This window comes from Candidatus Palauibacter sp., from assembly GCF_965237495.1.
Classification (GTDB): Bacteria; Gemmatimonadota; Gemmatimonadetes; order Palauibacterales; family Palauibacteraceae; genus Palauibacter.
Map to the genome: position 1 here is coordinate 3,853,963 of NZ_OZ250143.1, position 23,648 is coordinate 3,877,610.

The window sequence follows — 23,648 nt, forward strand, 5'->3', positions numbered from 1 at the left end:
GCTACGCCAGCCGGAGAGCACCCTCGCTGCCATGTTGAACCACGGCCCCCTGTACACGATCCTCTTCGACCTCGATGGCACGCTGGTCGACTCGGCCGACCTCATCCTCGAATCGTGGCGGCACACGATGGACGCCCACTTCGAGGAGCCCCCTCCCGAAGACGTGTGGCTGCGTACGCTGGGTCAGCCGCTGCGGGCCCAGTTCGGATACCTGGTCGACACCGCCGAGGAAGTGCAGGCCATGGTCGAGACCTATCTGGAGCACAACTTTCGGGAACACGAGCGCCTGATCCGTTCCTTCCCGCGCGTTTCCGAGACGCTCATCGAGTTGCGAGCGCGCGGGGTCCGCATCGGGGTCGTGACCAGCAAGGCGAGCGCCGGAACGGCCCGGAGTCTGGCGGCCTGCGCGCTCGACGAGACCCTGTTCGACGTGATCGTGACGTCGGATGAGCCCGTACCGCACAAGCCCGATCCGGCCCCGGTTCGCCTGGCGCTCGAGCGGCTGGATGCGCCGCCCGAGACCGCGGCCTACGTAGGCGACTCGGTGTGGGACATGCGCGCCGGGCACGCGGCCGGCGTCACGACGGTCGCCGCGCTGTGGGGTCCGTTCTCGGAGCGCGAACTGGCCATCGAGCGACCGCACATCATGCTCGACGCGTTTGAGGGCCTGCTCAGCTACCTCGCCCTGCCGGAAGCGCCGCCGCCAGCCTGAGGCGTTTCGGCCGTCAGCTTCAGCCGTCGCGGCCATCCTCCGAGAAGGCGAGCGCCCCCGCCTCCAACGACCCGTTGGCAAGCGCCACGGCGAGCGCCTCGTCAAGCGTCTCGACGAGGCGAAACTGGAGTTGGTCGCAAACCTGGTCCGGGAGGTCCTCGAGGTCGCCCTCGTTGACCGCGGGGAGGATGATTTCGTTGATCCCGGCGCGGGCGGCGCCGAGCACCTTTTCCTTCACGCCCCCGATCGGGAGCACGCGTCCGGCGAGGGTGATCTCGCCGGTCATGGCGACGTCGTGGCGCACCGGGTGGTCGCCCAGGGCGCTCACGAGCGCCACCGCCATGGCGATTCCGGCGGACGGCCCCTCCTTGGGGATCGCGCCGGCGGGAACGTGGATGTGGATCTCGTGGTTCCGCAGGCGTTCCTTGATCAACCGGAGGTCGCCGGCATGGCTGCGCGCGAAGGTGAGCGCCGCCTGGGCGCTCTCCTTCATGACATCGCCGAGCTGTCCGGTCAGGAGGAGCCCCTCCTTGCCTTTCAGGACCCTCGTCTCCACGAGCATGATGTCGCCCCCCACGGGGGTGTAGAACATCCCGGTCGCCACGCCGACCGCATCGCCGTCCATCTTCTTCGCGGCATGCACCTTCGGCTGCCCGAGCAGCTCCCGCAGGTCGTCCGCGTCGATGGCCACCTCCGACGCTCCGGTCGCGATCCTGCGCGCCGACTTCCGGCACACGGAGCCGAGTTCCCGCTCCAGGTTGCGGACCCCGGCTTCGTGCGTGTAGCGCGTGATGATCGTTCGGACGGCGTCGTCTTCCACCTCCAGCTGATCCGGCAGCAGGCCGTTGCGCCGCTTCTGCCGCGGGAGGAGGAAGCGCTTGGCGATCTCGAGCTTCTCGGCTTCCGTGTAGCCTCGGAACTCGATCGCCTCCATCCGGTCGCGCAGCGGCCCGGGGATCTGCTGGAAGAGGTTCGCCGTCGCGATGAACAGGACCTCCGAAAGGTCGAAGGGCACGCCGAGGTAGTGATCCGCGAAGGCGGCGTTTTGCGCCGGATCGAGGACCTCCATGAGGGCGGCCGACGGGTCGCCCTGGAACGAGACGCCGAGCTTGTCGATCTCGTCGAGCAGGAAGACGGGGTTCTTCGTCCCCGCCCGCTTGAGCCCCTCGATGATGCGGCCCGCCATGGCGCCCACGTACGTCCGCCGGTGTCCCCGGATATCGGCCTCGTCCCGTGCGCCACCGAGCGATACACGGACGTACTTGCGGCCCATCGCATCGGCGATGGAACGGGCGATGGACGTCTTGCCCACGCCCGGCGGTCCGACGAAGAGCAGCGTCTCCCCCGCACGGTCGTCCTCATATCCCCGGACTTCTTCCGCGTCCGTCGCTCCTGCGTCCGTCGCTCCTGCGCCGGTCTCTTCCGCGTCGGTCCTTTCCGCGTCCTCCGCGGGGCCATCGGCGCCGGCGCCGGATGCCGCGGCGTCCTCGCCATCCTCCGCCTCGGCCTCCTGGGCGTCCGCTGCTGGCGCTTCGGGGGGGGGTAGTTGGCCCTGTAGCTTCCGCACCGCCAGGAAATCCAGGACCCGCTCCTTCACATCGCGAAGCCCGTAGTGATCTCGCTCGAGGATCTCCTCGGCGTGCGCGATGTCGAGTTGCTCCTCGGTCGTCTCCGACCAGGGAAGGTCGGCGACGATCTCCAGATACGTCCGCACGACCTGGGCCTCGGCGGATTCGCGCGGGAGGCGCTCCAGACGGCGGAGCTCGCGCTTGACCTCCTGGCGCGCCTCGGCGGGCAACTCGAGGGCCTCGATGCGCTCTCGGAGGTCGTTCGCCTCCTGGGAGTCGATGTCCTCGCCCAGTTCCTTCTGGATCGCCTTCATCTGCTCGCGCAGAAAAATCTCGCGCTGCCGTTCCCCCAACTCCTCCTGCACCTGCTCGCGGATCTCCTCCTGCGCCTCGAGCAGCCCGATCTGCTTCTGCAGGTGGACGAGGAGCGACCTCAGTCGCGCCTCGACGGAGAGGGTCTCGAGGAGTTCCTGCTTCTGCTTCACCTCGAGTTCTGTGTAGAAGGCGACGAGATCGGCCAGTTCTCCGGGCGTCGACACGCCGCCGAGCAGGTGGTCGACGATCTCCTTCGGCACCCCCCGGAGACGGCTGACCTCGGCGGCGCGCTCATGTACCTCCTTGTAGAGCGCGGCGAAGGCCCGCTCCTCCGCGTCGAGCGGATCCATGTCGTCCATCTCGCGCGCGACGACCTCCAGGTATCCGTCACGCTCCACGTACTCGAGCGCGGCGGCGCGCGCGTCGCCCTGAATGACCATCTGTACGCCGCCCGGCACCTTCTGCATCTGGGCGATGCGGCACACCGTGCCGATGCGGTACAGCTCATCGGGATCGGGCTTCTCGACAGTGGCGTCGAGCTGGGCGGCGGCGAAGAGGAGCTTGTCGCCCGCGATCGCCTGTTCGATCGCCTTGATCGTCTTGTCACGGCCGGCGGCGATCGGCGCCGCGACGGCGGGGAATACGACCGTGCCGCGGAGCGGCAGAACCGGCAGTCGCAAATGCTTGGCGACCTGCGCCTCGGGACTGCCGCCGGCCGTCTCCTCCGGTTCGAGCGTGACGACACCCTCCGCCGGGGCGGGTGCGTCCGTTCCCTCGCTGCGTCCGTTCTGTTCGCTCATACTCGCGTAGTCTCTATTTCGCCTCGCGCGCCCGGAGGCGCGCTGCATTTGCCGGACCTGCCGGACCATGGAAATATGGAACTCCAAAGACGCCGACCCGTTCCGTCCGAAGGCGGGTCCCGTCTGCAGATGCACGTTCCGGACCCGCCGGAGCCGGGAATCCCGCCGCCAGCCCTGCCTGTTTGGCGCATCCGCCCCGCCGGACGACTGCCGAAGCGGCACCCCCGCGTCAAGAGCGGCAGGGTCCGGGGCCGCTTGTGGCGTCGCCACGCGCGACGCTCCATCTTGCTGTCCATGACGAAACAGGCGCTGGGGCCGGCTGGTCGCAAGGCATCGACCGGAGAGCAACGCTACTTCCGGCGGGGGCTGGGCCTCAAGAAGGAGATCCAGCCGGTGATCGACTTCGAGTACGGGAGCGCCATCGTCGCCCTCATTCGCGAGCGGGACTACGAGCTTCGCATCGACCGGCTTCAGCTCCGTTTCGCGAGGAGTTCCGGATTCTGCTACGGCGTCGACCGCGCGGTGGACTATGCGTACGAAACCCGCCGCAAGTTCCCCGACCGGCGGGTCTTCCTCGTGGGTGAGATCATCCACAACCCGCACGTGAACAGCCGTCTCCAGGAGATGGAGATCGAGTTTCTGTATCCCTCGGAGGCCGGCGAATTCGACTTCAGTGGCGTGACTCCCGACGACGTGGTGATCATCCCGGCGTTCGGCGTCACGCTGCACGACTTCGAGGCGCTGCGGGCGCTCGACTGCGTTCTCGTGGATACGACGTGTGGTTCGGTGCTCAACGTCTGGAAGCGGGTGGAGGGGTACGCCCGCGACGGCCTTACTTCGGTCATCCACGGCAAGCACTGGCACGAGGAGACGCGCGCGACGAGTTCGCAGGTGCTGAAGTACGCAGGCGGGAAGTTCCTCATCGTGCGGGACATGGCGCAGGCGGAAGAGGTGTGTTCGTACATCCGGGGAGAGGGTGAGCGAGCGGCCTTCGTGGAGTTGTTCGAACCGTCCATGTCCGAGGGTTTCGACCCGGATCGCCACTTGGAACGGATCGGGGTCGCCAACCAGACGACGATGCTGGCCTCCGAGTCGCTGGACATCGCGGCCCGGCTCGGCGTAGCGATCCAGGACCGATGGGGTCCGGAGGAAGTGCCCGAGCGGTTCCGCAGCTTCGACACCATCTGTTCCGCCACGCAGAAGCGTCAGGACGCGGTGAAGGAGATGATGCGGGCTCCGCCCGACAGCATGATCGTGATCGGCGGCTACAATTCCTCGAACACCAATCAACTCGCGCACCTCTGCGGGCTGTATACGACGACGTATCACATCGAGGACGCCGCCTGCATCGACACGGTGAGAGGGCGGATCAGCCACAAGAAGATCGGCGGCGACGAGATCCTGATCGAGAAGGCCTGGCTGCCGCCGGGGGACGTGGCGATCGGGATCACGGCGGGCGCCTCGACGCCGAACTCGAAGATCGGCGAGGCGGTGGAGCGCATCATCCGCGGAGCCGGCTACGATCCGTCGGACCTCCTGAGCTGAGGGCGGCCCGGAAACGGTCGCGGAGGAGGGGACCTTCCCGGGGCGGGAACGAGCCCGGCTCGGTGGTGAGGTCGACCTTGGCGACGCACACCACCGGCCCCGGCAACTCGAAGAGCGCGGGCGCCAGCACCTTGGATGCCGTCGCCGCGGCTTATTCCCGCGCTCCGTCCCTGACGACGGTGAAGGCGGTCCGGATCCCGGCCCCGCGCGCCATCGCGGCGATATCCGTTCTTGCCGGTCAGCCCCGCCTGACGCCCCGTCTCTCCGAAGGCTTCGTTGTCGAGGACGAGGATGGAGAGGTTGGCCGGCGCCTGGGCGGCGATCGTGGCGAGACTCCCAATACCCCTCAACAACTCCGCATCCCCCGCGATGACCAGCACGCGTCGCCGAGGCCGGGTGAGGGCCACGCCGAGTCCGAGCATGCTCGCGCCCCCCATCGCGCCCCAGAAGTAGAAGTTGAGCGGCGAATCACCGGCCGCGTGGCAATCCCACGCCGGCGAACCGAGCCCGGCGATCACTGCGGCGTCACCGCGGTGGCGCAGGACTTCGGCGACCAGCGCCCGACGATCGAGCCCCGACTCGGGCTTCATTCTGCCGCCTCGGCGACCGTCGGCGTCCCGCCCGCGAACGACTTGGCCCCGACGATTCGCTGACTGACGAGCACGGCGGCCGCGCCTCCGGCGCCGCGTCGGACGCCGTCGGGGGCCTCCGCCACGGCCTTGGCGACCGTCGGCGCCACGTCGGACGCCGTCGGGGGACGGTGCACCGCTACGCCGAGCGCGGCGAGCACCTCGGGCACCGCACGTCCGACGGGGACCTGCCAGGGGTTACGCTCCTCCGCCTCCCCGCGCATGGAGACGAGGAGGAGGCACGGAATGCGGCACACGTTCGGGAGCCCGAGCATGTTCACGATGTTGCCGACGCCGCTCGACTGCATCGCGACGACCGCCGGCTCGCCGCCGAGCCATGTGCCGCAGGCGAGGGCGATGCCTTCTTCCTCGGTGGTGAGCGTGATGAGGCGGACGCCCGGGTCGGCCTCGCAGAGTTCGAGGAACGGCCCCAGCCCCGCATCCGGCACGGTGGCGACGAAGCGGATGCCATGGTCATGGAGCGTCCGGAACACCTGCTCGCCCCAATGCGCGCCGTCGCCTGCCGCGGTCCTGTCGTCGTCCAATGCGCTCGACCCGGGTTCGAGGGTGCGCCTCGCCGAGCAGGGCGGGGGGCCCGGTACTTCCACGGAAAGCCTCGGCTGCAATATGCTGCCGGACTCGGACGGGAGCCATCGCGGTCGCCGTCGGCACACCGTACCGTCCGTGCGATTGAACGCCGGACCAGGCAAACCGGAGGGGCAGACAGTGTTCGCGGGTCCTGAACATGGCTACGAGGCGATCCGCGACGGCGTGCGGAGCCTGTGCGAGCGCTTTCCGGGCGAATACTGGCGGGATCGGGACCGCGAGCGCGCCTATCCGACGGCGTTCATCGAAGCGCTGACGGAGGCGGGATATCTCGCGGCGCTGATCCCCGAGGAATACGGGGGCGCCGGACTCGACCTTAAGGCGGCGAGCGTCATCCTCGAGACGATCCAGCGCGCGGGGTGCAACGGGGCGGCCTGCCACGCCCAGATGTACATCATGGGCACGCTGCTCCGGCATGGGAGCGATGCGCAGAAGCGGCGATACCTGCCCGGGATCGCGGCCGGAGAACTGCGCCTGCAGGCGTTCGGCGTGAGCGAGCCGACCTGCGGTACGGACACGACGCGGATCCGGACCACGGCCACCCGCGACGGCGATGAATACGTGATCCACGGCCAGAAGACGTGGATCTCCCGCTCCGAGCACTCCGATCTCATGCTCCTGCTCGCGCGCACGGCGCCTCGGGAGGCGAGTGCGAAACCGACGGCGGGGATGTCCGTCTTCCTCGTCGATCTGAGGGACGAGGTCGGGTCGGCCGTCACCATCCGTCCCATCGAGACGATGATCAACCATTCCACGACCGAGGTCTTCTTCGACGGCCTCCGCGTGCCGTCCGCGAACCTGGTGGGGAAGGAAGGGAAGGGCTTCCGCTACATCCTCGACGGACTCAACGCGGAGCGCGTGCTCATCGCGGCCGAGTGCGTGGGAGACGCGCGCTTCTTTGTCGAGCGCGCCGCGGCATACGCGAAGGGGCGCGAGGTGTTCGGGCGTCCCATCGGACAGAACCAGGGGATCCAGTTCCCCATCGCGGAGACCCACATGAAGACGGAGGCCGCCGCCCTCATGGTGGAGCGGGCCGCCACCCTGTTCGACGAGGGGGCGCCGTGCGGGGCGGAGGCGAACATGGCCAAGTATCTGGCGTCCGACGCCTCGTGGGCCGCGGCGGACATGTGCATGCAGACCTACGGCGGGTTCGCCTTCTCCACCGAATACGACATCGAGCGCAAGTTCCGGGAGACGCGGCTGTATCAGATCGCGCCGATCTCGACGAACCTGATCCTGTCCCACGTGGCGACCCACGTCCTGGGTCTTCCCAAGTCGTTCTAGCGCACGTGAGTGAGTGGGCCGCCTGGGTCGGCCGTACCGACGAGGTGACGGATCGGGCCTCGGCGGCGCTCGCCGGCGCGATGCTGGCGACGCTGGACCGCGACCCGCGGACGCTCGGCGAAGGTGACCCGCTGCCGCCGCTGTTCCACTGGATGTACTGCCGCGAACTGGCACCCGGCAGCCGACTCGACGTGGACGGTCACCAGAAGCGGGGCGAGTTCCTGCCGGCGCTGCCGCTCTCGCGTCGCATGTGGGCCGGGGGACGGCTCCGATTCGAGGGAAGCGTCCGGATCGGGGAGTCGATCCGCCGCCGGTCCACCATTCTGGCGATCACGCCGAAAGAGGGTCGGAGCGGCCCACTGGTGCTGGTGACGGTCGAACACCGGATCTCGGGGGCCGGCGGGGACATCATCGAGGAGCAGGATCTCGTCTTCCTCGAGCGGCCCACCGAGCCTCTGAGGCTACCCCGGGTTGCGGGCCCGGAGGGCGACATGGCGTGGTCGGAATCGGTGACGCCCGATGCGGCCATGCTGTTCCGCTTCTCCGCCCTCACCTTCAACGCCCACCGGATTCACTACGACCGGGACTACGCCCGCGGCGTGGAACTGTATCCCGATCTCGTGGTGCACGGCCCGCTGACCGCGCTCCTGCTCGCGGACCTCGCGACGCGCCGCTCCGGACGGTCGCTGCGCACGCTGACCTTCCGCGCCCGCCGCCCGATGTTCGTCGACCGCCCGATCACCATCGAGGGCGATCCGATGGAGCGAGAGGTGAGTCTGAGGGCGCTGGACGACACCGGAGCCCTCACGATGTCGGCGGACGCCACGCTGGCCTGAAGCTCGCCGCGATCCGCAGTCGAAGACAGTGGTCGCTACTTCCGTCACCCGTGCCACTCCCTCCTTCTTGCTGCCCCCGAACCGAACAGAAGACGAAAGCAATTCGGCGGTTTTGGACGCGCCGACGTGGTCTCGGAAACCGATCCCGAGGTCCATCTCGCCGCAGAACGCCCTGCCGGGCGACCGCCACCCGAAAGTCGGCCGGGTCCGGGCTCGCGACTGTCGGAACATCGGTCGCCCCCGGCCGAGACGGGCCCTGTGGCCGCCGGGGATTGCCCGCGTGTAGTCGAGTCTCAGGCATGGCATCTCCGATCGGCGGGGTCACCCTCCCGGATCCGCCGAACCGCCTCCCCGATCGGCGAGGGCCGCCTCACCGGATCGGGCCGGGTAGTCTCCCCCGATCGGCCGGGCCGCCTCCCCGCCGCGTCCGAAAGCGTGCCAGGTTCCCTGCGCGGGGCCTGCTAGGCCTGGAGGGCGTAGCGCAGGACGACGACTCCTAGCACCATGGCGAGCGCGCCCGCGGTCCTCCACAGCCCCGCACCCATGCTGAGAGCCATCGCAATGCGCTTCAAGCCGAATCCCGGGAACAGCAGGTAGAGCGCCCCCTTCACGAGAGCCCCCCAGCCATAAACCGTGACGATCGTCGCGACCCCGCCCCACACGTTGTGGAAGGCCACGATGAACGACCCCAGCCCCAGCGCGAGAAAGGCGAAACCGAAACTGCCCGACGGGCCCCTGGACTGAACACGCGACAGGAGCGCCTTCCAGGCGTCCGGCTGGAGGATGTACGACAGCCCCAGAGCGATGAGATTGATCGAAACGAACACCTCGACTGCGGTGGTGAGATCTTCCATTTTTCCGTCTTCCTCCTGTCTTGTCTTTCTCTTTGCCTGTGTGCTTTACTGGTTCGCTTTACCGTTTATCGTAAGGGTTCTGGAAGCGTGCGTGACGGAGTGTCACGCCTCGGCCAGCGCCGCCACGGCGCGCTCGTTGTCCTCAATTGTGTTGTAGAAATGGGGGGAAAACCGGACGAGGGGCCCGCGGTGGTCGACGATCACATCCCGCGCGGCCAGGTGGCGTACCGCCGCGGCCGCGTCCGGGTGCTCGAAGAGGACGAGGGCAGACCGGGCGGCGGGATCAGCCGCTTGGTGGAGCGTGTAGCCCAGGTCCGAGACCCTGTCTCTCAGATCTTCCGCCAACCTTCGGTTGCGACGTTCGATCGCCGCGATGCCGCAGTCCAGCACCACCGACAACCCTCCGGCGGCCGTGTACGCGACGCCGGTGGCCGGCGTCCCCAGCTCGAAGCGACGCGCGTCGGAGCGGGGCGTCGCATCCCGGATGTCGAAGAGGAACTGGTTCTCGACGCCGAACCACGACAGCGCGACCGGGTCGATACGGATCTCCGGGTTCACGTGGAGGTACGCCATGCCGGGTCCGCCGCAGAGCCACTTGAGCGCCCCGCCCACCAGGAAGTCCACCCCCAGCGCCGGGGCGTCGATCTCCAGTTGTCCATTTGACTGATAGGCGTCCAGAACAATGAACGCCTCGGCATCGTGGGCGATCCGGGTGAGTTCGGCCACGTCCTGGGTATTGCCGCTGGTGAAGAAGACGTGCGACGTCGCGAGCAGAGCAGTGCGCTCGTCGACAGCGTTCCGGATCGATTCGAGCGGGACGTGGATCCCGTCCGGACTCGGAACGATCTCCACCTCGAGACCGTTCACGCGCTGGGACAGGAAGTGGTGGCCCACGGTCGGAAAGTCGAGTTCGGTGAGCACGACTCTGTTCCGTCCGGTGGCCCGGGCACTTGCCGCCACCGCCCCCCAGACGACGGCGATGGCGGCCGAGACGCTCGACATCAGGGCGATCGTGTCCGCGCCGGTTCCGATCGTGCGACCGAACGAAGCCCGAACTTCGTCGAGCTTGGCTACCCAGATCTCATACCACGCGCCGGCGCCCATTTCGTTCCAGAGTTCTTCGAAGCGCCGCCGTTCCTCGATCGAGCGGAGAGAGAGTGCGCCGAGCGAGTTGGAGTTCAGGTAGGCCTTCCGCGAGAGGATCGGGAACTGTCTCCTGAGTTCGTCGATACGGTCATCGAGCGGGAGACCCGTTACGCCGGCGGCGCCGGCCGCACTGGCCGTTCCGTAGTGGTCCAGAATATCCTTCCCTTCCATGAACGAGCCGCCGCAGTCATCCCCGGCCCCGGGACCCCTCCTCGACTTCGAGGTGGGCGAAACCCTTGAACGGCACGATCGCAAGCACGCCGGTCCGGGGGGTGAGCCGGAGTGCCCCCGGTGCCAAAGCCGCATGGTGCGGTGTGTAGAGCAACACCCCGCCCCGCGGTCCGACGATTCGCCCTTCCGGGTCCGACTCGCCTGCCCTGCCTCCGAATGCGCCGCGTGGACCGTTTACAATTGGTAGGAGGCCCGACCCCGACAACCCGCTCGCCCCGGCGGTACCAGACGCTACCACTCCATGTCGGGCAGAACATCGCCCTGCAGCCGGAACATCTCGTTGATCGTTTGAACCGCGGCGCGGTATGAGTGCGTCGTGGGGTCCAGCAGCAGCGCCTGGAGCAGAGTCTGGCGCGAACCCTGGGAGAAAGCGTCGACAAGCAGCCGGTTGATCGTCGTCTGTGTCCTCAGAAGCCCGAGGATCCCCTCCGGCAGAGGGGCCATTGCGACGGGATGGAGACCCCCGCTGTCGGCACGAGCCGGGACCTCGACCACGGCACCATCGGGCAGGCCGGGCACGTAGCCGGCGTTCGGTACGTTCACCGCGGCGAGGCGCGTGTCGATCCCGCACAGCACTCCCTCGAGGAGGGGGATCGCGAGTTCGCCGGACGGCACCAGCCCGTCGCCCGCCTCGTCCTCCTTCCCCGGCTTCACCCGGTGCAGCGGCGAGTCCGGGAACGCGGGCACGTCGGTGGGGTGGTCGCCGAGGTTGTAGATCCACGTGGGTGTTTCTCCCGCCTCCCACGGCGTGCCCTCGACGGGGTCGTAGAAGAACTGGAGAAGGCTGCTGCCCAGGAACTCCTGCGCCCAGCCCAGATACTCGCCGATATGGTTCGTTCCCGGACTCGGGTAGCGGCCGAACACCCGAAACAGGATCCGGCTCAGCGCGATCTCGTCCCAGTCGTGGAGCCAGTGCGCCTCCCGCTCCCGCCTCTCGAGTGCCGGATAGAGGTCGTCCCCCGTCTCCCGGTCCCGGACGGACTCGAACCATGAGAAGTGGTTGAGCCCGCTGGCCCGGGCTTCGAGCCGCTCCGGCGGGAGTCCGAGGAGGTGGGCCATCTGCGCGGTGCCGTGGAACACGCCGTGGCAGAGCCCCACCACGCGTACCGAAGAGAGCCGGCTCTGGGCCTCGCAGAGTTTCGTGAGCGGGTTCGTGTAGTTGACGAGCCACGCGTCGGGGCAGTGTGTCTCCATCGCCCGCGCGACAGCCAGAGAATGGCCCATGTTGCGCAGCGCATGGAAGAGGCCGCCCGCCCCCCCGTTCTCGCCGTAGATCTGCGAGGAGCCGAAGGTGCGGGGGACGTGGAAGTCCTGCGCCCAGTAGAAGTAGCGCCGGATTTCGATGGCCATGACTACGGCGCGCGCGCCGGGGAGCGCTTCGGCGAGATCCGTGGTCGCGGACAGCGAGACGGAGCGCCCGAGCCGTTCGGCCACCGACTCCGCGTACGCCTGGGTCCGGGGCAACTCCGAGGGGTCGATGTCGACGAGGACGATGTCGAGGCCGCGGTCGCAGAGGGCGTCGCTCAGGAGCAGATCCCGTATGGACGCGGGGCCGAACTCGCGGCTGCCCGCCCCGACGAGGACGATCTTCAGCGCGTCCCTCACGCGGCCCCTCCCGGCGCGGGTGGCGTTGTGGTCGCGTTCGCGATCCGCACGGTGATCGCGGCGGCCCCGAGCGACACGGCGAGGAGGAGCGCGCCGATGCCGGCCCGGCCGGTGAGCATGTACCCCACGCCGAGGAGGCTCGCGTAGACGAACAGCGCGCCGAGGAGGAAGCCCGGCCACATGCGGGCGGCCGACGGGTCGGAGGAGGTCACCCCGGTGCGTTCGGCCACCCGGCCCCACCAGCCGCCCGGGTGCACCCGCCGGTAGAAGCCGTCCAGCACTTCGTCCGCCTCGGGCCGCGTCACGAGCAGGACGGCCAGCCACAGCGCGGTGCATGCGAGCAGGATGATCACCCCCCGGATGAGGTCCATCTCCGGCGCGTAGAAGCCGTCGGCGGCCCGGATCACCGAGGCGGGCAGGACCGGCTCGATGGCGGCCAGCAGCAGCCGGCCGTTCGCAAGGAGCACCGAACCCGCCATGGCGGCGATCTCCGCCCAGGCGTTCACGCGCCACCAGTACCAGCGGAGGAGCCACACGAGCGCGACCCCCGCCGTGAGTTCGATGATGTAGATCCAGCCCCTCTGGATCGAGTCCATCCGCCAGGCCACGCCGGCGGCGACCGCCGCCAGCAGCACGACCGCGATCCGCGACGCCGCCACGTAGTGCCGCTCGGAACGATCTCTGCGCAGGAAGCGACGATAGATGTCGTTCACCATGTACGACGCCCCCCAGCACAGGTGCGTATCCATCGTACTCATGAACGCGGCCAGGAAGGTGGCGACCATGAGCCCCCGCAGCCCGGACGGCATGAGTTCCCGGATCATCATCGGATAGGCGAGTTCGGGGTCGGCCGCCAGCGCCGGGTCCATGGCCCCGGGCGGGAAGACGAGGAGAGACCCCAGCCCGACCACGATCCACGGCCAGGTGAGGAGCACCGTTCCCGCGAAGGCGAACCAGAGCGACGCCTTCACGGCCTGGCGTTCGTCCCGCGTGGCGAACAGGCGCTGCGCCACGTAGCCGTCTCCCTGTCCGCTCCGCAGCCACAGAATCAGGATCAGGCAGAGGAAGGACACGATCTCGAGCGAGGAGGCGTTGGCGGCGGTGGGCACCAGATCGAGGACCCCCGCGGGCGCCTCCGGGACGGCCCGGACCGCCTCCGCCATGGCCGAGGGGCCGCCGAAGCGGGTGAGCACGATCCCGGCCAGGGTGATCGCGCCCAGCATGCCGGCCACGAACTGGAGGAGGTCGGTCACCACGACCCCCCACAGTCCCGAGGCTACCGTGTAGGCGAGCGCCAGCCCGACGCAGACCGCCAGCGTGACCGCGGGGTCCCAGCCCAGGAGCACGCGGCTGAACTTCACCATGGCCAGCATGACCCAGCCCATGACGACGGCGTTCTTGAGCAGTCCCTGGTACACCGCCGAGAAGCAGCGCAGGGCGCGCGCCGGGGCGCCGCCGTAGCGGATCTCGATCACCTCGGCGTCGGTCAGGACGCCCGCCCGCCGCCACAGGCGCGCGTAGAAGAAGGTGAGCATGAGGATCCCCGCCGCCTCGTACCACCACAGCCAGTTGCCGTATACGCCCTGACGCCGCACGAGGGCCGCGGTGGCGAGCGGGGCGTCGGTGGCGAACCAGGTGGCGGCGATCGAGGTGCCCGCCAGCCACCAGGGCAGGGAACGGCCCGCGATGAAGTAGTCCTCCATGCTGCCGCCGGCCCGTCGCGCGAACCCGAACCCGATCGCGAGGACGATGGCCCCGTAGATGCCGACGACGATCCAGTCGAGCGGAGTCAGCGCCAACGGTTCACCGCGGGCCGCCGGGGTCCCGTCCGGGCATGGCTGCGCCCCTGCCCCGGGGTGTCAGGACGTTCGAGAGGATGCGGTACGCCCCCGGCACGCCGTAGGGAAGCTGCCGGTGGAGGGCGAGTGCGAGATACGTGTAGCGTCCCTCGCCCACCGGGGCGGTGAGCCACACGCCCTCCTGCGGCGCCTGACCCTGGTCGTGGGTCTCCACCAGAGGGGTGTAGGCCGGATCCCATTCGGCGAAGAACTTGGACCCGCGCTGTTCGACCCACCCGTCGAAATCGGTTTCCGTGATACGGTTGGGCGTGGTCATCAGCGGGTGGTCCGGCCGCAGGAGGCGGACCGGGGCGTCTTCCTCCGACACTTCCTCCGCGCCCCGGGGGAGTGACGCCGGGTAGGGGGCCATGGCGGACGGGACGTACTCCTGGGTCTGGTAGAGGACGACGAGGTGCCCGCCGCCGCGTGCGTACTCCAGCAGGCGCTGGTTGTGCTCCAGCAGATCCTCCCTCACCGCGTAGGCCCGGGTACCGATCACGATCGCGTCGAAGCGCCTCTCCCCGGCGGCGACGGCGTCCGCTCCCGGCGCCAGCGCCGCGAGGCCGGCTTCGTCGAGAAGTTCGACCGTGGCCCCGAGCGCCTCGATGCCGGCCGGAACCTCGTCGCCGACGCCCATGACGTAGCCGATCCGGGCTCCATCCATCCGCGCGACGGGCACCGACCGAACCGTGGCTCGGGCCGGCCGCCACAACCGCGCCAATCGGAGGTCGCGGTGCTCGATGGTCCGGTATCCCGTCCCGTACTCGGTGGTGTCGTCCGCGCCCCCCGCGCGCGCCACCGCCCGGATCTCCACCGCGCCCCGCCAGCCCGGCGGCGGAGTGACGGCGAAGGACGCGTCCGCGGTTTCCCCGGAGTCGCGGAAGTCATGGCGCACGGCCGCGGGGGTCGCCGTCCACCCCTCCGGCAACTCGAGGCGGGTCGCCGCCGCGAGGGGACCGGTGTTCGCGGTGATCCGTACCCGCACCTCCACCGGGCCGGACGCGTCGGCATCCGGGTCCACGCTCGCGGCCCCCGCATCGTCCACCGGTACGATGCGCACCGGGCGTTCGACCGATACGGAGAGCGCGGGCAGGATGTGCACGGTTCGCGTGACGGAACCGTAGGGGAGACGGGGAACGGACGCCGTCACGGGAACGGTGTGGGCCACGCTGCCCCCCTCCACGACGAGTTCCACCGTCGCGGAGAGCGCCGACCCCCGCCACGGCAGGTGGAGGTCCGTCGAATCCGACACTTCGTACTGATTGCGGGCCAGACCGTCGCGTCCGAAGTACGGCGCCGCCGCCTCGGCGGTGGCGCCGTCTCGACCGGGGGCGGGCGCCCGCAGCTGCAACTCCGCCGTGAACTCGCCTTCGCCGCGCCCGACATCCGCCGTGTGGGCGAGGGTCCGGCCTCCGCGATCCGCGAGCCGTACCGCGGAGATGGCGAAGTCACCGGGCCCCGGCGTCGTCACTGATACGCGGACGGTCGCCGTCTGTCCCGGGACGAGCACCGAGCTTCCCGTCGTGCCCTCGAGGTCGGCCACGACGTTCACGCCGGCCGCGGCCAGGATGGCGTGCTCGAACTGCCGTTCCTTGATCGACAGCTGGAAGCGGGTCTCGGGCGCCGCCTCCAGCGCGGCGATGGCGGAGCGCAGCAACCCCAGACCCCGCACCAGACCCGGGACCGACCGCGCCGGAGCACGGAAGTCGAACTCCGCCAGGACGCCGTCGATGAGGCCCTGCAGTTCGACGAGCCGGGAGGCCGCCTCCCGCGTGGTCTCCTCGCCCAGGAGTGCTGGTAACCCGCCCGGGCTCACATCCAGGCCGGCGAAAAACGAAGCCACGGCCTCACCGTCGCCGCCCTCGGCTGCTCCCTCCCGGTCTCGGCGCTCGTAGAGGTAGCGCCCGCCCCCCGTCCGCACGCGCCCCGCGGTCTGGGAGCGTTGCAGTGCGAGCCCCCGGCTGGCCCAGCGCTGGTAGCTGTCGCCCAGCCAGGGGCTGTCCCCGGTCGCGTCCACCTCCACATGGAACGGCTCACCCCCGCGCACGCCGCCACGGAAGGTGCGCGGAACCCTCCACGGGCGGAGCCCCTCCCCGGTGATCTGGTCCGGAAAGCGGGCCGGGTCCGCGGCGGCCGCGACGGCTTCCGGCGTCAGCAGGCCCGCCGCGTGGTGATGGCCGTGACCGTCGCGCGCCGACCCGTGGAAGCGGCTCACGACCACCAGCGGGCGGTTGAGACGGATGACGCGGACCATGTCCTCCAGCACCGTCTCCCGGTCCCAGCTGCGGAAGGCCTCGTCCACGGACTTCGAGTAGCCGTAGTCGACCGCCGTCGTGAAGTAGAGATCGTCGAGTCCGTAGTAGCGCCCCGCGAGGACCAGTTCGCGGGTGCGGATGAGGCCGAGGGCGTCGAAGAGTTCGGGGCCGATGGCGTTCGCACCCGCCTCGCCGCGGTTGAGGCTGAGGAGGGCGGTGCGCGCCCCCCACCCCCGGCTGGCCAGCGTGAGCATGCCGGAGTGTTCATCGTCCGGGTGGGCCGTGACGTGCAGGAGGCTGGCGGTGGTGGCCAGCTTGCGAATGCGGTGCCAGGCGCCCAGGGCCCCGCGGCCCACGTCCAACCGCTCCTCCCCGACGGGTGCCGGAAAGGAAAGCACGCGGTCCAGTGGCGCCCGGGCGGGGGCCGACTGCCCCGCCGATGGGGACGGGCACGCGAGCACGCCCGCGATCGCGACGACGACTCCGAATCCGAGCTTCCTGCAAGCGATCATGGGTCGAAATCGTGCTCGCGGATCGCGGTTCGAGCAAGGGGAAACACCCTCCGGACCTTGCGAGCGCGGGCGCCGGGCCGATACTCAAGCGGATCACACCGCATCCGCCGGGGCCACTTGTAATTCGATGACAGAATCCGACATCCAGATAACGGTCGAGGGAACGCCGAATCCGAACGCGGCGAAGTTCGTGCTCGATCGCGATGTCCCCGGGGAGGGGAGCCGCAGCTACTTCGATCCCGGCGCGGCCGCGGCCGACCCGCTCGCGGCGCGACTGTTCGAGATCGATGGGGTCCGGGCCCTCCTCCTCGTAGAGAACTTCATCACCGTGACCAAGACGGGTGACCTCGAATGGCCGGACCTGCTCGACGAGATCGAGGCGGCGATCCTGGACGCCCTCGACGCCCCGGACGAACTCTAGCGCCATCCGGGCGGAATCCCGCTGCAGGCCCCTCGGAAGTCGAACGCCTCCGGCTCCGTATCTTGTGGCCGGGGAAGACATGCTAACGCTCCGGTGCCTTGGGGAAGTCACGGTCCAGGACGCCCGTGGTCTCAGGGTTTCGCTGCGGTCGCGCAAGCACACCGGCCTCCTCCTCTATCTCGTGGCCCACCCCCGCACGGTTCATGTGCGGGATGAACTCGCCTACCTCCTGTGGGACGGCCACGACCGCAAGGCCCGCCATTCGCTGAGCCAGGCGCTCTACGACATCCGATCGAACGTGGGCCCGCTGCTCTCCGTGGACACCCACTCGGTCCGGCTCATGCCGAACCGGATCGGGTACGAACTCGACCGGTTCGAGAAGGCGTTCCAGGCCAGGGATCACGAGACGGTGATCGACCTGTACCGCGGTGACTTCGCTCCCGAACTGGCCAATCTCGGGGCCGATGGATTCGAGCGGTGGCTCGACGCAGAGCGCGAGAGATGTCGAGTTCTGGTCACGCTCGCCCTCAGGAATGCGCAGCGCACGGCGGAGGCGAGCGGCGACTGGGACCAGACGTGTCTGGCTGCCCTGCGGCTGGTCAGACAGAACGAATTCGACGAGGAGGCGCACTGCGCCCTCATGCGCGGGCTGTGTATGAAGGGCGATCCCGCATCCGCGCTCGCCCACTACAAGGCTCTACGGGACGCCGGTTGGGTGGGTGAGGCGCTGAAGCTGACGGAATTGGCCGAATGGGCCGGCGGCGAGAGCGGATCGAGGTTTCTCGCCGTTCACGAGCCGGCCGAGGCTCGCCTCTCGGGTCGGGACGACCAGTTTCGCCGGCTGACCGAAGCGCTACGGGACGCCGGCCCCGTACCGGTGCGCATCGCACTCGTCGGCGAACGGGGCATGGGCAGGAACCTCGTCATGCACGAGTTCGCCCGGGTCGTGCAGAGCGCGGGTGGCGTCGTGCAGTGGCTGGCCGCGGACCGCGGGGAAGCGGAGGTGGATCTGGCGGAGGCTCTGGGGCGGCACGCCGGCAGGCTCCGGCTCATCGTCATTGACGCGGATGCCCGGGACTGGCTGAACGTGGACGCCGCGCTTCGGACCGAGGACCTGTCTCGCACGTTGATCGTCGGTCTGTCACGATCGGCGGCCGCTCGACAGGCCGAGGCCGCGCGACTGCTGGATTTCGTGCTCACGTTCGATCCGCTGGACGCGGACGTCTGCGCGGCGCTGGTTCACCAGGGGGACCGCCTGTGCAGCCTTCCACAGGCGGCTGCGAGTGCGAAGCTCTCCGGAGGAAACCCGGGGCTGGCGCGCGCGATCACGCGGGCGTGGATCAGCCACGAGCACGAGCACGACGGAATCGACGGCGAGATGGAGGGCGGCCGATTCGCGTACGAGCGATCCGCGGAGGTTCGTTCCCTGGTCGGTCATCAACTGGAGCCGCTCTCCCCGGGCGAGCGAGAACTCGCCGCGGTCCTGACCGTGCTCACGCCCACCTCCCGCGCGCACACCGAGTCGGTCGTGGCGGAGCGTTCCGCGTGGGACGATCTCGATCGGCTGAAGGAGAGAGGCTGGATCCACTCGAGCGACGGAGTCATCCGCTTGAGCCGCCTCCTCGCCGGGTACGTCCTCGCCTGGAAGCTCGTCGAGCGCGAACGCGCGGGGATCCACCTCGAAGCGGCCCGAACTCTGGAGAAAGGGAGTCTGAGTGCGCGCTCCGCCGCCGCGGGGGAACTCGCGGCCGCCGGGGAGCACCCGCGGGCGTTCGACCGAGGATGCGAGGTGGCCCTGGAGGCCCTGCGGGCGGGTCGTTCCCCGGTCGCCGGACAAGCCGGGCGGGTCGCGTTTGAATGCGCTGCCTCCGGTCGGGATCGGCTGCGTGCCGGCCTTCTCCTCGCCGAGGCGGAGCTTCAGCGCGGGCGATTCCGGCGGGCCACCGCGGTACTACACCAGATCGCGGCTACCGCCGACCGCGGCAACGACCTCAGCCGGGTCCACCTGACGTTGGCGCGGGCCGCGACGGCGTCCGGGGATCCCTTCGTGCGGGGTCTCCAGCGCCGCCGTCTCTCCGAGGCACGCGAACACGCGACGGACGGAGCGCTCGACCGTGCGATGGCCGTGCAACTCCGCGTTCTCGAGGCGATGGAAGCCGGCTCGCAACGGGATCGGGCTTTGGCATTCGAGGCCATCCGCTGCACGCTCCTTTCGATCGCGGCGGGAGATGAGCGCTACGCTGGCATCTGGTGCGACGCGTTCCGACTCCTCTTCAACGAGGTCGCGCGTCAGCAAACGCGCAGCGAGGCACGCCTGCTGCTCGAGAGATCCCGGTACAGGCTCGGGCACCTCGGCTACGAGGCCGGCAGGACCATCGCGGCCGCGGAGTTCTGGGTCGCGATGCGGGGGGCGCATCTCCGCGATGCGTTGAAACTGTTGCGCACGCTACCGGGGCCTCCGGACGAGAATCGCTACGGATGCGTGAAGCTCAACAACCTCGGCGCGGTGCTCCTGGAACTCGGAGACTTCGATGCGGCTCTGGAGCGTCTGAGCAGTTGTCAGGCAATGGATGAGGAGCTCGAGAGTCCCGAGGCGGATCGGGCCTACGCGCTGTTGAACCAGGCGCAGTGCGCGTTCTTCAAGGGCGATTTCGACCGTTGCCGAAGGTACACGGGGCAGATGCTGGTGCGGCCCGATCAAGCCGACCGGAACCCCTTCGCTCCGCAGGCCTGGGCCCTGAATGGACTGCTGGCCCTGCTCGATCAGAATCCGGGAGAGACCCGGGCTTCCGTGGAGCGCCTGGAAGACTGTGCCGAGGGTGCGGGGGAGAACGACTCCTACCTCGTCACATGGTTCCTCAGCGCCGCCATGGAACCGGAGCGGCGCCAGCACGCGGTCCGACGCCTCGTGGATGCCGCGGACCGGACGGCCCCCATCGACCGGCTGAGCGCCGAGAAGCTGAGGGTGCTCGCCGGAACGTTCTCGCCACGCAACGAACCCGAAGACCAGCGCGAAGCCCGCGGCTTGCTGCGGTCGGCCGGCGCCTCCTGGTTCGTGCGCTTCGCGAACAACTGGTCCCGGAACCAGGTCTAGCATCCGCGATCTGTCTCACCCCACCGGCTTCGAGCGTTCTACTACGGTTCTAGTTGACAACGTCTCCCACCCCGCCTTAGGCTGAGCGGAGACGATCGACGCCGGAACGTTCTGGGACGGAAAGGACAGCCTCGTGGAGATCAAGTTCACCAGCCGCGAAATCGACCTCATGGCGGTGCTGTGGGAGATGGGCGCCGCGACGGTGGCCGAGGTGCAGGAACGCCTGGGCGACGATCTGGCCTACACGACCGTGCTCACGATCCTCCGCACGCTGGAGGAGAAGGGGTACGTGGGCCACACCCAGGAGGGGAAGGCCTACCGCTATCACCCGCTCGTGGGGCGCGAGTGCGCCGGCGCGAGCGCCGTGCGCCGCCTGGTGCAGAAGATGTTCCAGGGTTCGCCCGAGCTTCTGCTCACGCACCTCGTCTCGGATCGCGGTCTCTCGAAGGAGGAACTGGAGAACCTGCGCAGCCTCGTGGACGAGCGCCTCAGCTCGAAGGAGTAGGAAGATGGTCATCACATGGATCGGATACTGCCTCCTGGTCTCGGCTCTGCTGGGGCTGGCCGCCTGTGCGTCGGAGCGGGCGCTGGGCCACTACCGGAAGCCGGTGCGCTGGGGCTGGTTCGCGGCCATCGCGGGCTCGGTGACCGCGCCGGTCGTCGCCTTTCTGGCTCCCGGGCTGTTTCCGGGGAACGAGGCCGCTCCCGGGCTGTTTCCGGGGAACGAGGCCGCTCCCAGCACGCCGCCGGTCGAACTGGGTCCGCCGGCTGACCTGATTTCCGGAGCGGCGGCTGTGGACCCGATGGCGAGCCGGGCCGCGGCCGGGATCGATGCGGCAGCCATGGGCACGATTCTGGGGTGGGTCTGGGCGCTCCTGGTCGTGGCCATGCTCATCCACCTGGTGCGGGTCTACGGCCGCTTGCGGTTGGAGATGCGAGGCTGGAAGCCCGGCCACGTCCTCGGAGCGCCGGTCTTGATCGCGGACGACCGGGGCCCGGCCGTCGTAGGAATCGGACGCTCCGTCGTCGTGATGCCGAAGTGGATCTCCGCACTCGAGGACCGGCTGCTGAGGCTCGTCTTCCTCCACGAGCGAGAGCATCAGCGCGCCGGTGACCACCGCCTCTTCGCGGTGGGGATCGCGGCGCTCGTGCTCATGCCATGGAACCTCTTCCTGTGGTGGCAGGTGTCCCGCCTGCGGCTGGCGATCGAGTTCGACTGCGACCGCCGCGTGCTGGCCCGGGGCGAGTCCACGCGGGACTACGCCGACGCCCTCATCGCCGTGGGGAGCCGGGTCTCGGCGCCCCTGCTGGCCGCCGCCGCCTTCGCCGAGCGAAAACCTGCCGTGGAGCGGCGGCTGCGCCGCATGACCGAGCCCCTGGCCCGACGGCGGGTGCTCCGCACCCTCGGTGCTTCGGGCGTGGCCATGCTGGCGGTCGTCTTCGTGCTGGGGTGCCCGACACCGGAGAACTCGCTGAACGCTCCCGAACCGCCCACCGTAACCCTGACCGCGCCCTCGGAAGCCGTTGAGCGCGAGCCTCCACCCGCGCCCGAGGCGGAACTGGGCACGCGGGCGGAGCGGCCGACGTTCATCCCCTTCGACACGAATCCCGTCCTGCAGAACGCCCCGGAGGTGACGGCGACGCTTGAGGCCGCCTATCCGGCAGACCTCAAGACCGCAGGCGTGGGTGGCCGTGCCGAGTTGTGGCTATACCTCGACGCGTCGGGCGTCGTCCGGAATCAGCGGATCAAGACCACCAGTGGCGCGGACGCTCTGGACCTCGCCGCCACGGAGGTCGTCAAGACGATGCGGTTCGAGTCCGCGATGAATCGAGGCCAGCCGACCGACGCGTGGGTGTCGCAGGTGGTCACCTTCCAGGTCCTGGACGATGCGGAGCCAAGCCTCCAGAGCGAAGGCCCCGAAGGCGAAGACGTGGAGGAGGAGGGTGAGGAGGAAATCACCGTGACCGGCGTGTGGGATTCGGGTGAGGACTCGGCGGACTTCCTGGACGGCGTGCGCCTCATCCCCTTCGACACGAATCCCGTCCTGCAGAACGCCCCGGAGGTGACGGCGACGCTTGAGGCCGCCTATCCGGCAGACCTCAAGACCGCAGGCGTGGGTGGCCGTGCCGAGTTGTGGCTATACCTCGACGCGTCGGGCGTCGTCCGGAATCAGCGGATCAAGACCACCAGTGGCGCGGACGCTCTGGACCTCGCCGCCACGGAGGTCGTCAAGACGATGCGGTTCGAGTCCGCGATGAATCGAGGCCAGCCGACCGACGCGTGGGTGTCGCAGGTGGTCACCTTCCAGGTCCTGGACGATGCGGAGCCAAGCCTCCAGAGCGAAGGCCCCGAAGGCGAAGACGTGGAGGAGGAGGGTGAGGAGGAAATCACCGTGACCGGCGTGTGGGATTCGGGTGAGGACTCGGCGGACTTCCTGGACGGCGTGCGCCTCATCATCGACGGCGTGAAGCAGTCCGCGGGCATGACGCTATCGGACGTCAGCACCCTGGATATCGACCACCTCGAAATCACCAAGGGCCAACGCGCCGTCGAGCGCTACGGCGAGTGGGCCAGGGACGGCGTGATTGAGATCACGACGAGAGGACCCGGTCAGAGGGACGCGCAGTCGGACGGCTCGGCCCGGATTCTGCGAGCGCCCGGCATCGCGGTAGGGAGCGCCGCCGGGGTCGGGCGGGAGAGCATCATCATCAGTGGCGTGGTCGGCCCCGATGGGACACGCCGGCATGTGAGCAGCACCGACAAACCGCTCATCGTGGTCGACGGCGTGATCCAGCCCGAGGAGGTGACGCTCGAGGATGTGGGCCCCAACAGCCTGGACATCGCCAACGTCGAGATCCTGAAGGGTGAACAGGCCCTGGACGAGTACGGCGAGCGGGCTCGCGGAGGCGTAATCCGGATCACGACGAAAGCGGGGGCGAGGGACGGGGGCACAGGCAATCCGGGCCCTTAGCGGCCCCTGAAGTCGACGGTCGACAGGCTCTGGGACGGAAAGGACAGCCACGTGGAGATCAAGTTCACCAGCCGCGAGATCGACCTCATGGCGGTGCTGTGGGAGATGGAGGCCGCCACGGTGGCCGAGGTTCAGGAACGCCTGGGCGACGATCTGGCCTACACGACCGTACTCACGATCCTCCGGACGCTGGAGGAGAAGGGGTACGTGGGCCACACTCAGGAGGGGAAGGCCTACCGCTACCACCCGCTCGTGGGGCGCGAGTGCGCCGGCGCGAGCGCCGTGCGCCGCCTGGTGCAGAAGATGTTCCAGGGTTCGCCCGAGCTTCTGCTCACGCACCTCGTCTCCGATCGCGGTCTCTCGAAGGAGGAACTCGAGAACCTGCGCAGCCTCGTGGACGAGCGCCTCAGCTCGAAGGAGTAGGA

General features: G+C 69.1%; 17 protein-coding genes. 9 read left to right on the forward strand and 8 right to left on the reverse strand.

Annotation, left to right across the window (positions count from 1 at the left end):
* The first annotated feature begins 31 nt into the window (after positions 1-31).
* Positions 32-712 (forward strand): HAD family hydrolase, encoded by a 681-nt coding sequence (locus ACPXY0_RS16940; RefSeq protein WP_423926589.1) that lies wholly within the window; start codon positions 32-34, stop codon positions 710-712.
* A 19-nt stretch (positions 713-731) separates the two neighbouring features.
* On the opposite strand, the gene lon is transcribed toward ACPXY0_RS16940, so the two are convergent.
* Positions 732-3,395 (reverse strand): endopeptidase La, encoded by a 2,664-nt coding sequence (lon, locus tag ACPXY0_RS16945; protein ID WP_423926591.1) that lies wholly within the window; start codon positions 3,393-3,395, stop codon positions 732-734.
* A gap of 294 nt (positions 3,396-3,689) precedes the next feature.
* Between lon and ACPXY0_RS16950 the strand changes: the two genes are divergently transcribed.
* On the forward strand, positions 3,690-4,940 hold the full coding sequence (locus tag ACPXY0_RS16950; protein ID WP_423930727.1) for a 4-hydroxy-3-methylbut-2-enyl diphosphate reductase: 1,251 nt from the start codon (positions 3,690-3,692) through the stop codon (positions 4,938-4,940).
* Here ACPXY0_RS16950 and ACPXY0_RS16955 read toward each other — a convergent pair.
* Both ACPXY0_RS16955 and ACPXY0_RS16960 read right to left on the reverse strand, forming a co-directional pair.
* The gene (locus ACPXY0_RS16955; RefSeq protein WP_423926593.1) at positions 4,913-5,530 is read right to left on the reverse strand and encodes a thiamine pyrophosphate-dependent enzyme; all 618 of its coding nucleotides are present in this window, start codon (positions 5,528-5,530) and stop codon (positions 4,913-4,915) included. The genes ACPXY0_RS16950 and ACPXY0_RS16955 overlap by 28 nt on opposite strands.
* Entirely contained in the window at positions 5,527-6,177 is a 651-nt protein-coding gene (locus tag ACPXY0_RS16960; protein ID WP_423926595.1) for a thiamine pyrophosphate-binding protein, read from the reverse strand. The genes ACPXY0_RS16955 and ACPXY0_RS16960 overlap by 4 nt, the downstream gene beginning before the upstream one ends.
* Positions 6,178-6,295: 118 nt before the next feature.
* Between ACPXY0_RS16960 and ACPXY0_RS16965 the strand changes: the two genes are divergently transcribed.
* A complete protein-coding gene (locus tag ACPXY0_RS16965; RefSeq protein WP_423926597.1) occupies positions 6,296-7,459 on the forward strand; it encodes an acyl-CoA dehydrogenase family protein in 1,164 nt (387 codons plus the stop codon).
* A 5-nt stretch (positions 7,460-7,464) separates the two neighbouring features.
* Positions 7,465-8,295 (forward strand): FAS1-like dehydratase domain-containing protein, encoded by an 831-nt coding sequence (locus ACPXY0_RS16970; protein WP_423926599.1) that lies wholly within the window; start codon positions 7,465-7,467, stop codon positions 8,293-8,295.
* A gap of 461 nt (positions 8,296-8,756) precedes the next feature.
* Here ACPXY0_RS16970 and ACPXY0_RS16975 read toward each other — a convergent pair whose 3' ends face one another.
* The 5 genes from ACPXY0_RS16975 to ACPXY0_RS16995 all read right to left on the reverse strand — a co-directional run bounded on the left by ACPXY0_RS16975 (position 8,757) and on the right by ACPXY0_RS16995 (position 16,736).
* Positions 8,757-9,149, reverse strand: a complete 393-nt coding sequence (locus ACPXY0_RS16975; RefSeq protein ID WP_423926601.1) for a hypothetical protein — start codon at positions 9,147-9,149, stop codon at positions 8,757-8,759.
* 102 nt (positions 9,150-9,251) lie between these two features.
* On the reverse strand, positions 9,252-10,466 hold the full coding sequence (locus ACPXY0_RS16980; RefSeq protein WP_423926603.1) for an aminotransferase class V-fold PLP-dependent enzyme: 1,215 nt from the start codon (positions 10,464-10,466) through the stop codon (positions 9,252-9,254).
* Between the two features lie 291 nt (positions 10,467-10,757).
* Positions 10,758-12,131 carry an alpha-galactosidase gene (locus ACPXY0_RS16985; RefSeq protein ID WP_423926605.1) on the reverse strand — a complete coding sequence of 458 codons (1,374 nt, stop codon included), beginning with the start codon at positions 12,129-12,131 and terminating at the stop codon, positions 10,758-10,760.
* Complete coding sequence (locus ACPXY0_RS16990) at positions 12,128-13,930, reverse strand: sodium:solute symporter family protein (protein WP_423926607.1); 1,803 nt, start codon at positions 13,928-13,930, stop codon at positions 12,128-12,130. Before ACPXY0_RS16990 ends, ACPXY0_RS16985 begins: the two co-directional genes overlap by 4 nt.
* Positions 13,931-13,934: 4 nt before the next feature.
* Positions 13,935-16,736 (reverse strand): PIG-L family deacetylase, encoded by a 2,802-nt coding sequence (locus tag ACPXY0_RS16995; protein WP_423926609.1) that lies wholly within the window; start codon positions 16,734-16,736, stop codon positions 13,935-13,937.
* A gap of 127 nt (positions 16,737-16,863) precedes the next feature.
* Between ACPXY0_RS16995 and ACPXY0_RS17000 the strand changes: the two genes are divergently transcribed.
* The 5 genes from ACPXY0_RS17000 to ACPXY0_RS17020 all read left to right on the forward strand — a co-directional run bounded on the left by ACPXY0_RS17000 (position 16,864) and on the right by ACPXY0_RS17020 (position 23,646).
* Positions 16,864-17,157 (forward strand): NifU N-terminal domain-containing protein, encoded by a 294-nt coding sequence (locus ACPXY0_RS17000; RefSeq protein WP_419943097.1) that lies wholly within the window; start codon positions 16,864-16,866, stop codon positions 17,155-17,157.
* A gap of 79 nt (positions 17,158-17,236) precedes the next feature.
* Positions 17,237-20,251: a BTAD domain-containing putative transcriptional regulator gene (locus ACPXY0_RS17005; RefSeq protein WP_423926611.1), complete on the forward strand. Its 3,015-nt coding sequence runs from the start codon at positions 17,237-17,239 to the stop codon at positions 20,249-20,251.
* 133 nt (positions 20,252-20,384) lie between these two features.
* On the forward strand, positions 20,385-20,756 hold the full coding sequence (locus ACPXY0_RS17010) for a BlaI/MecI/CopY family transcriptional regulator (RefSeq protein ID WP_423926613.1): 372 nt from the start codon (positions 20,385-20,387) through the stop codon (positions 20,754-20,756).
* Positions 20,757-20,760: 4 nt separating this feature from the next.
* On the forward strand, positions 20,761-23,223 hold the full coding sequence (locus ACPXY0_RS17015) for a TonB family protein (protein ID WP_423926615.1): 2,463 nt from the start codon (positions 20,761-20,763) through the stop codon (positions 23,221-23,223).
* A gap of 51 nt (positions 23,224-23,274) precedes the next feature.
* Positions 23,275-23,646, forward strand: coding sequence for a BlaI/MecI/CopY family transcriptional regulator (locus tag ACPXY0_RS17020; RefSeq protein ID WP_423926617.1), 372 nt, complete (start codon positions 23,275-23,277; stop codon positions 23,644-23,646).
* Positions 23,647-23,648: the final 2 nt, after the last annotated feature.

Excerpts from the sequence above, each read along its gene's own strand:
- ACPXY0_RS17015 (WP_423926615.1), top strand. The coding sequence starts at position 20,761 with ATGGTCATCACATGGATCGGATACTGCCTCCTGGTCTCGGCTCTGCTG.
- ACPXY0_RS16980 (WP_423926603.1), bottom strand. The coding sequence starts at position 10,466 with ATGGAAGGGAAGGATATTCTGGACCACTACGGAACGGCCAGTGCGGCC.
- ACPXY0_RS16950 (WP_423930727.1), top strand. The coding sequence starts at position 3,690 with ATGACGAAACAGGCGCTGGGGCCGGCTGGTCGCAAGGCATCGACCGGA.
- ACPXY0_RS16975 (WP_423926601.1), bottom strand. The coding sequence starts at position 9,149 with ATGGAAGATCTCACCACCGCAGTCGAGGTGTTCGTTTCGATCAATCTC.
- ACPXY0_RS16955 (WP_423926593.1), bottom strand. The coding sequence starts at position 5,530 with ATGAAGCCCGAGTCGGGGCTCGATCGTCGGGCGCTGGTCGCCGAAGTC.
- ACPXY0_RS17005 (WP_423926611.1), top strand. The coding sequence starts at position 17,237 with ATGCTAACGCTCCGGTGCCTTGGGGAAGTCACGGTCCAGGACGCCCGT.
- ACPXY0_RS16995 (WP_423926609.1), bottom strand. The coding sequence starts at position 16,736 with ATGATCGCTTGCAGGAAGCTCGGATTCGGAGTCGTCGTCGCGATCGCG.
- ACPXY0_RS17000 (WP_419943097.1), top strand. The coding sequence starts at position 16,864 with ATGACAGAATCCGACATCCAGATAACGGTCGAGGGAACGCCGAATCCG.
- ACPXY0_RS16940 (WP_423926589.1), top strand. The coding sequence starts at position 32 with ATGTTGAACCACGGCCCCCTGTACACGATCCTCTTCGACCTCGATGGC.
- lon (WP_423926591.1), bottom strand. The coding sequence starts at position 3,395 with ATGAGCGAACAGAACGGACGCAGCGAGGGAACGGACGCACCCGCCCCG.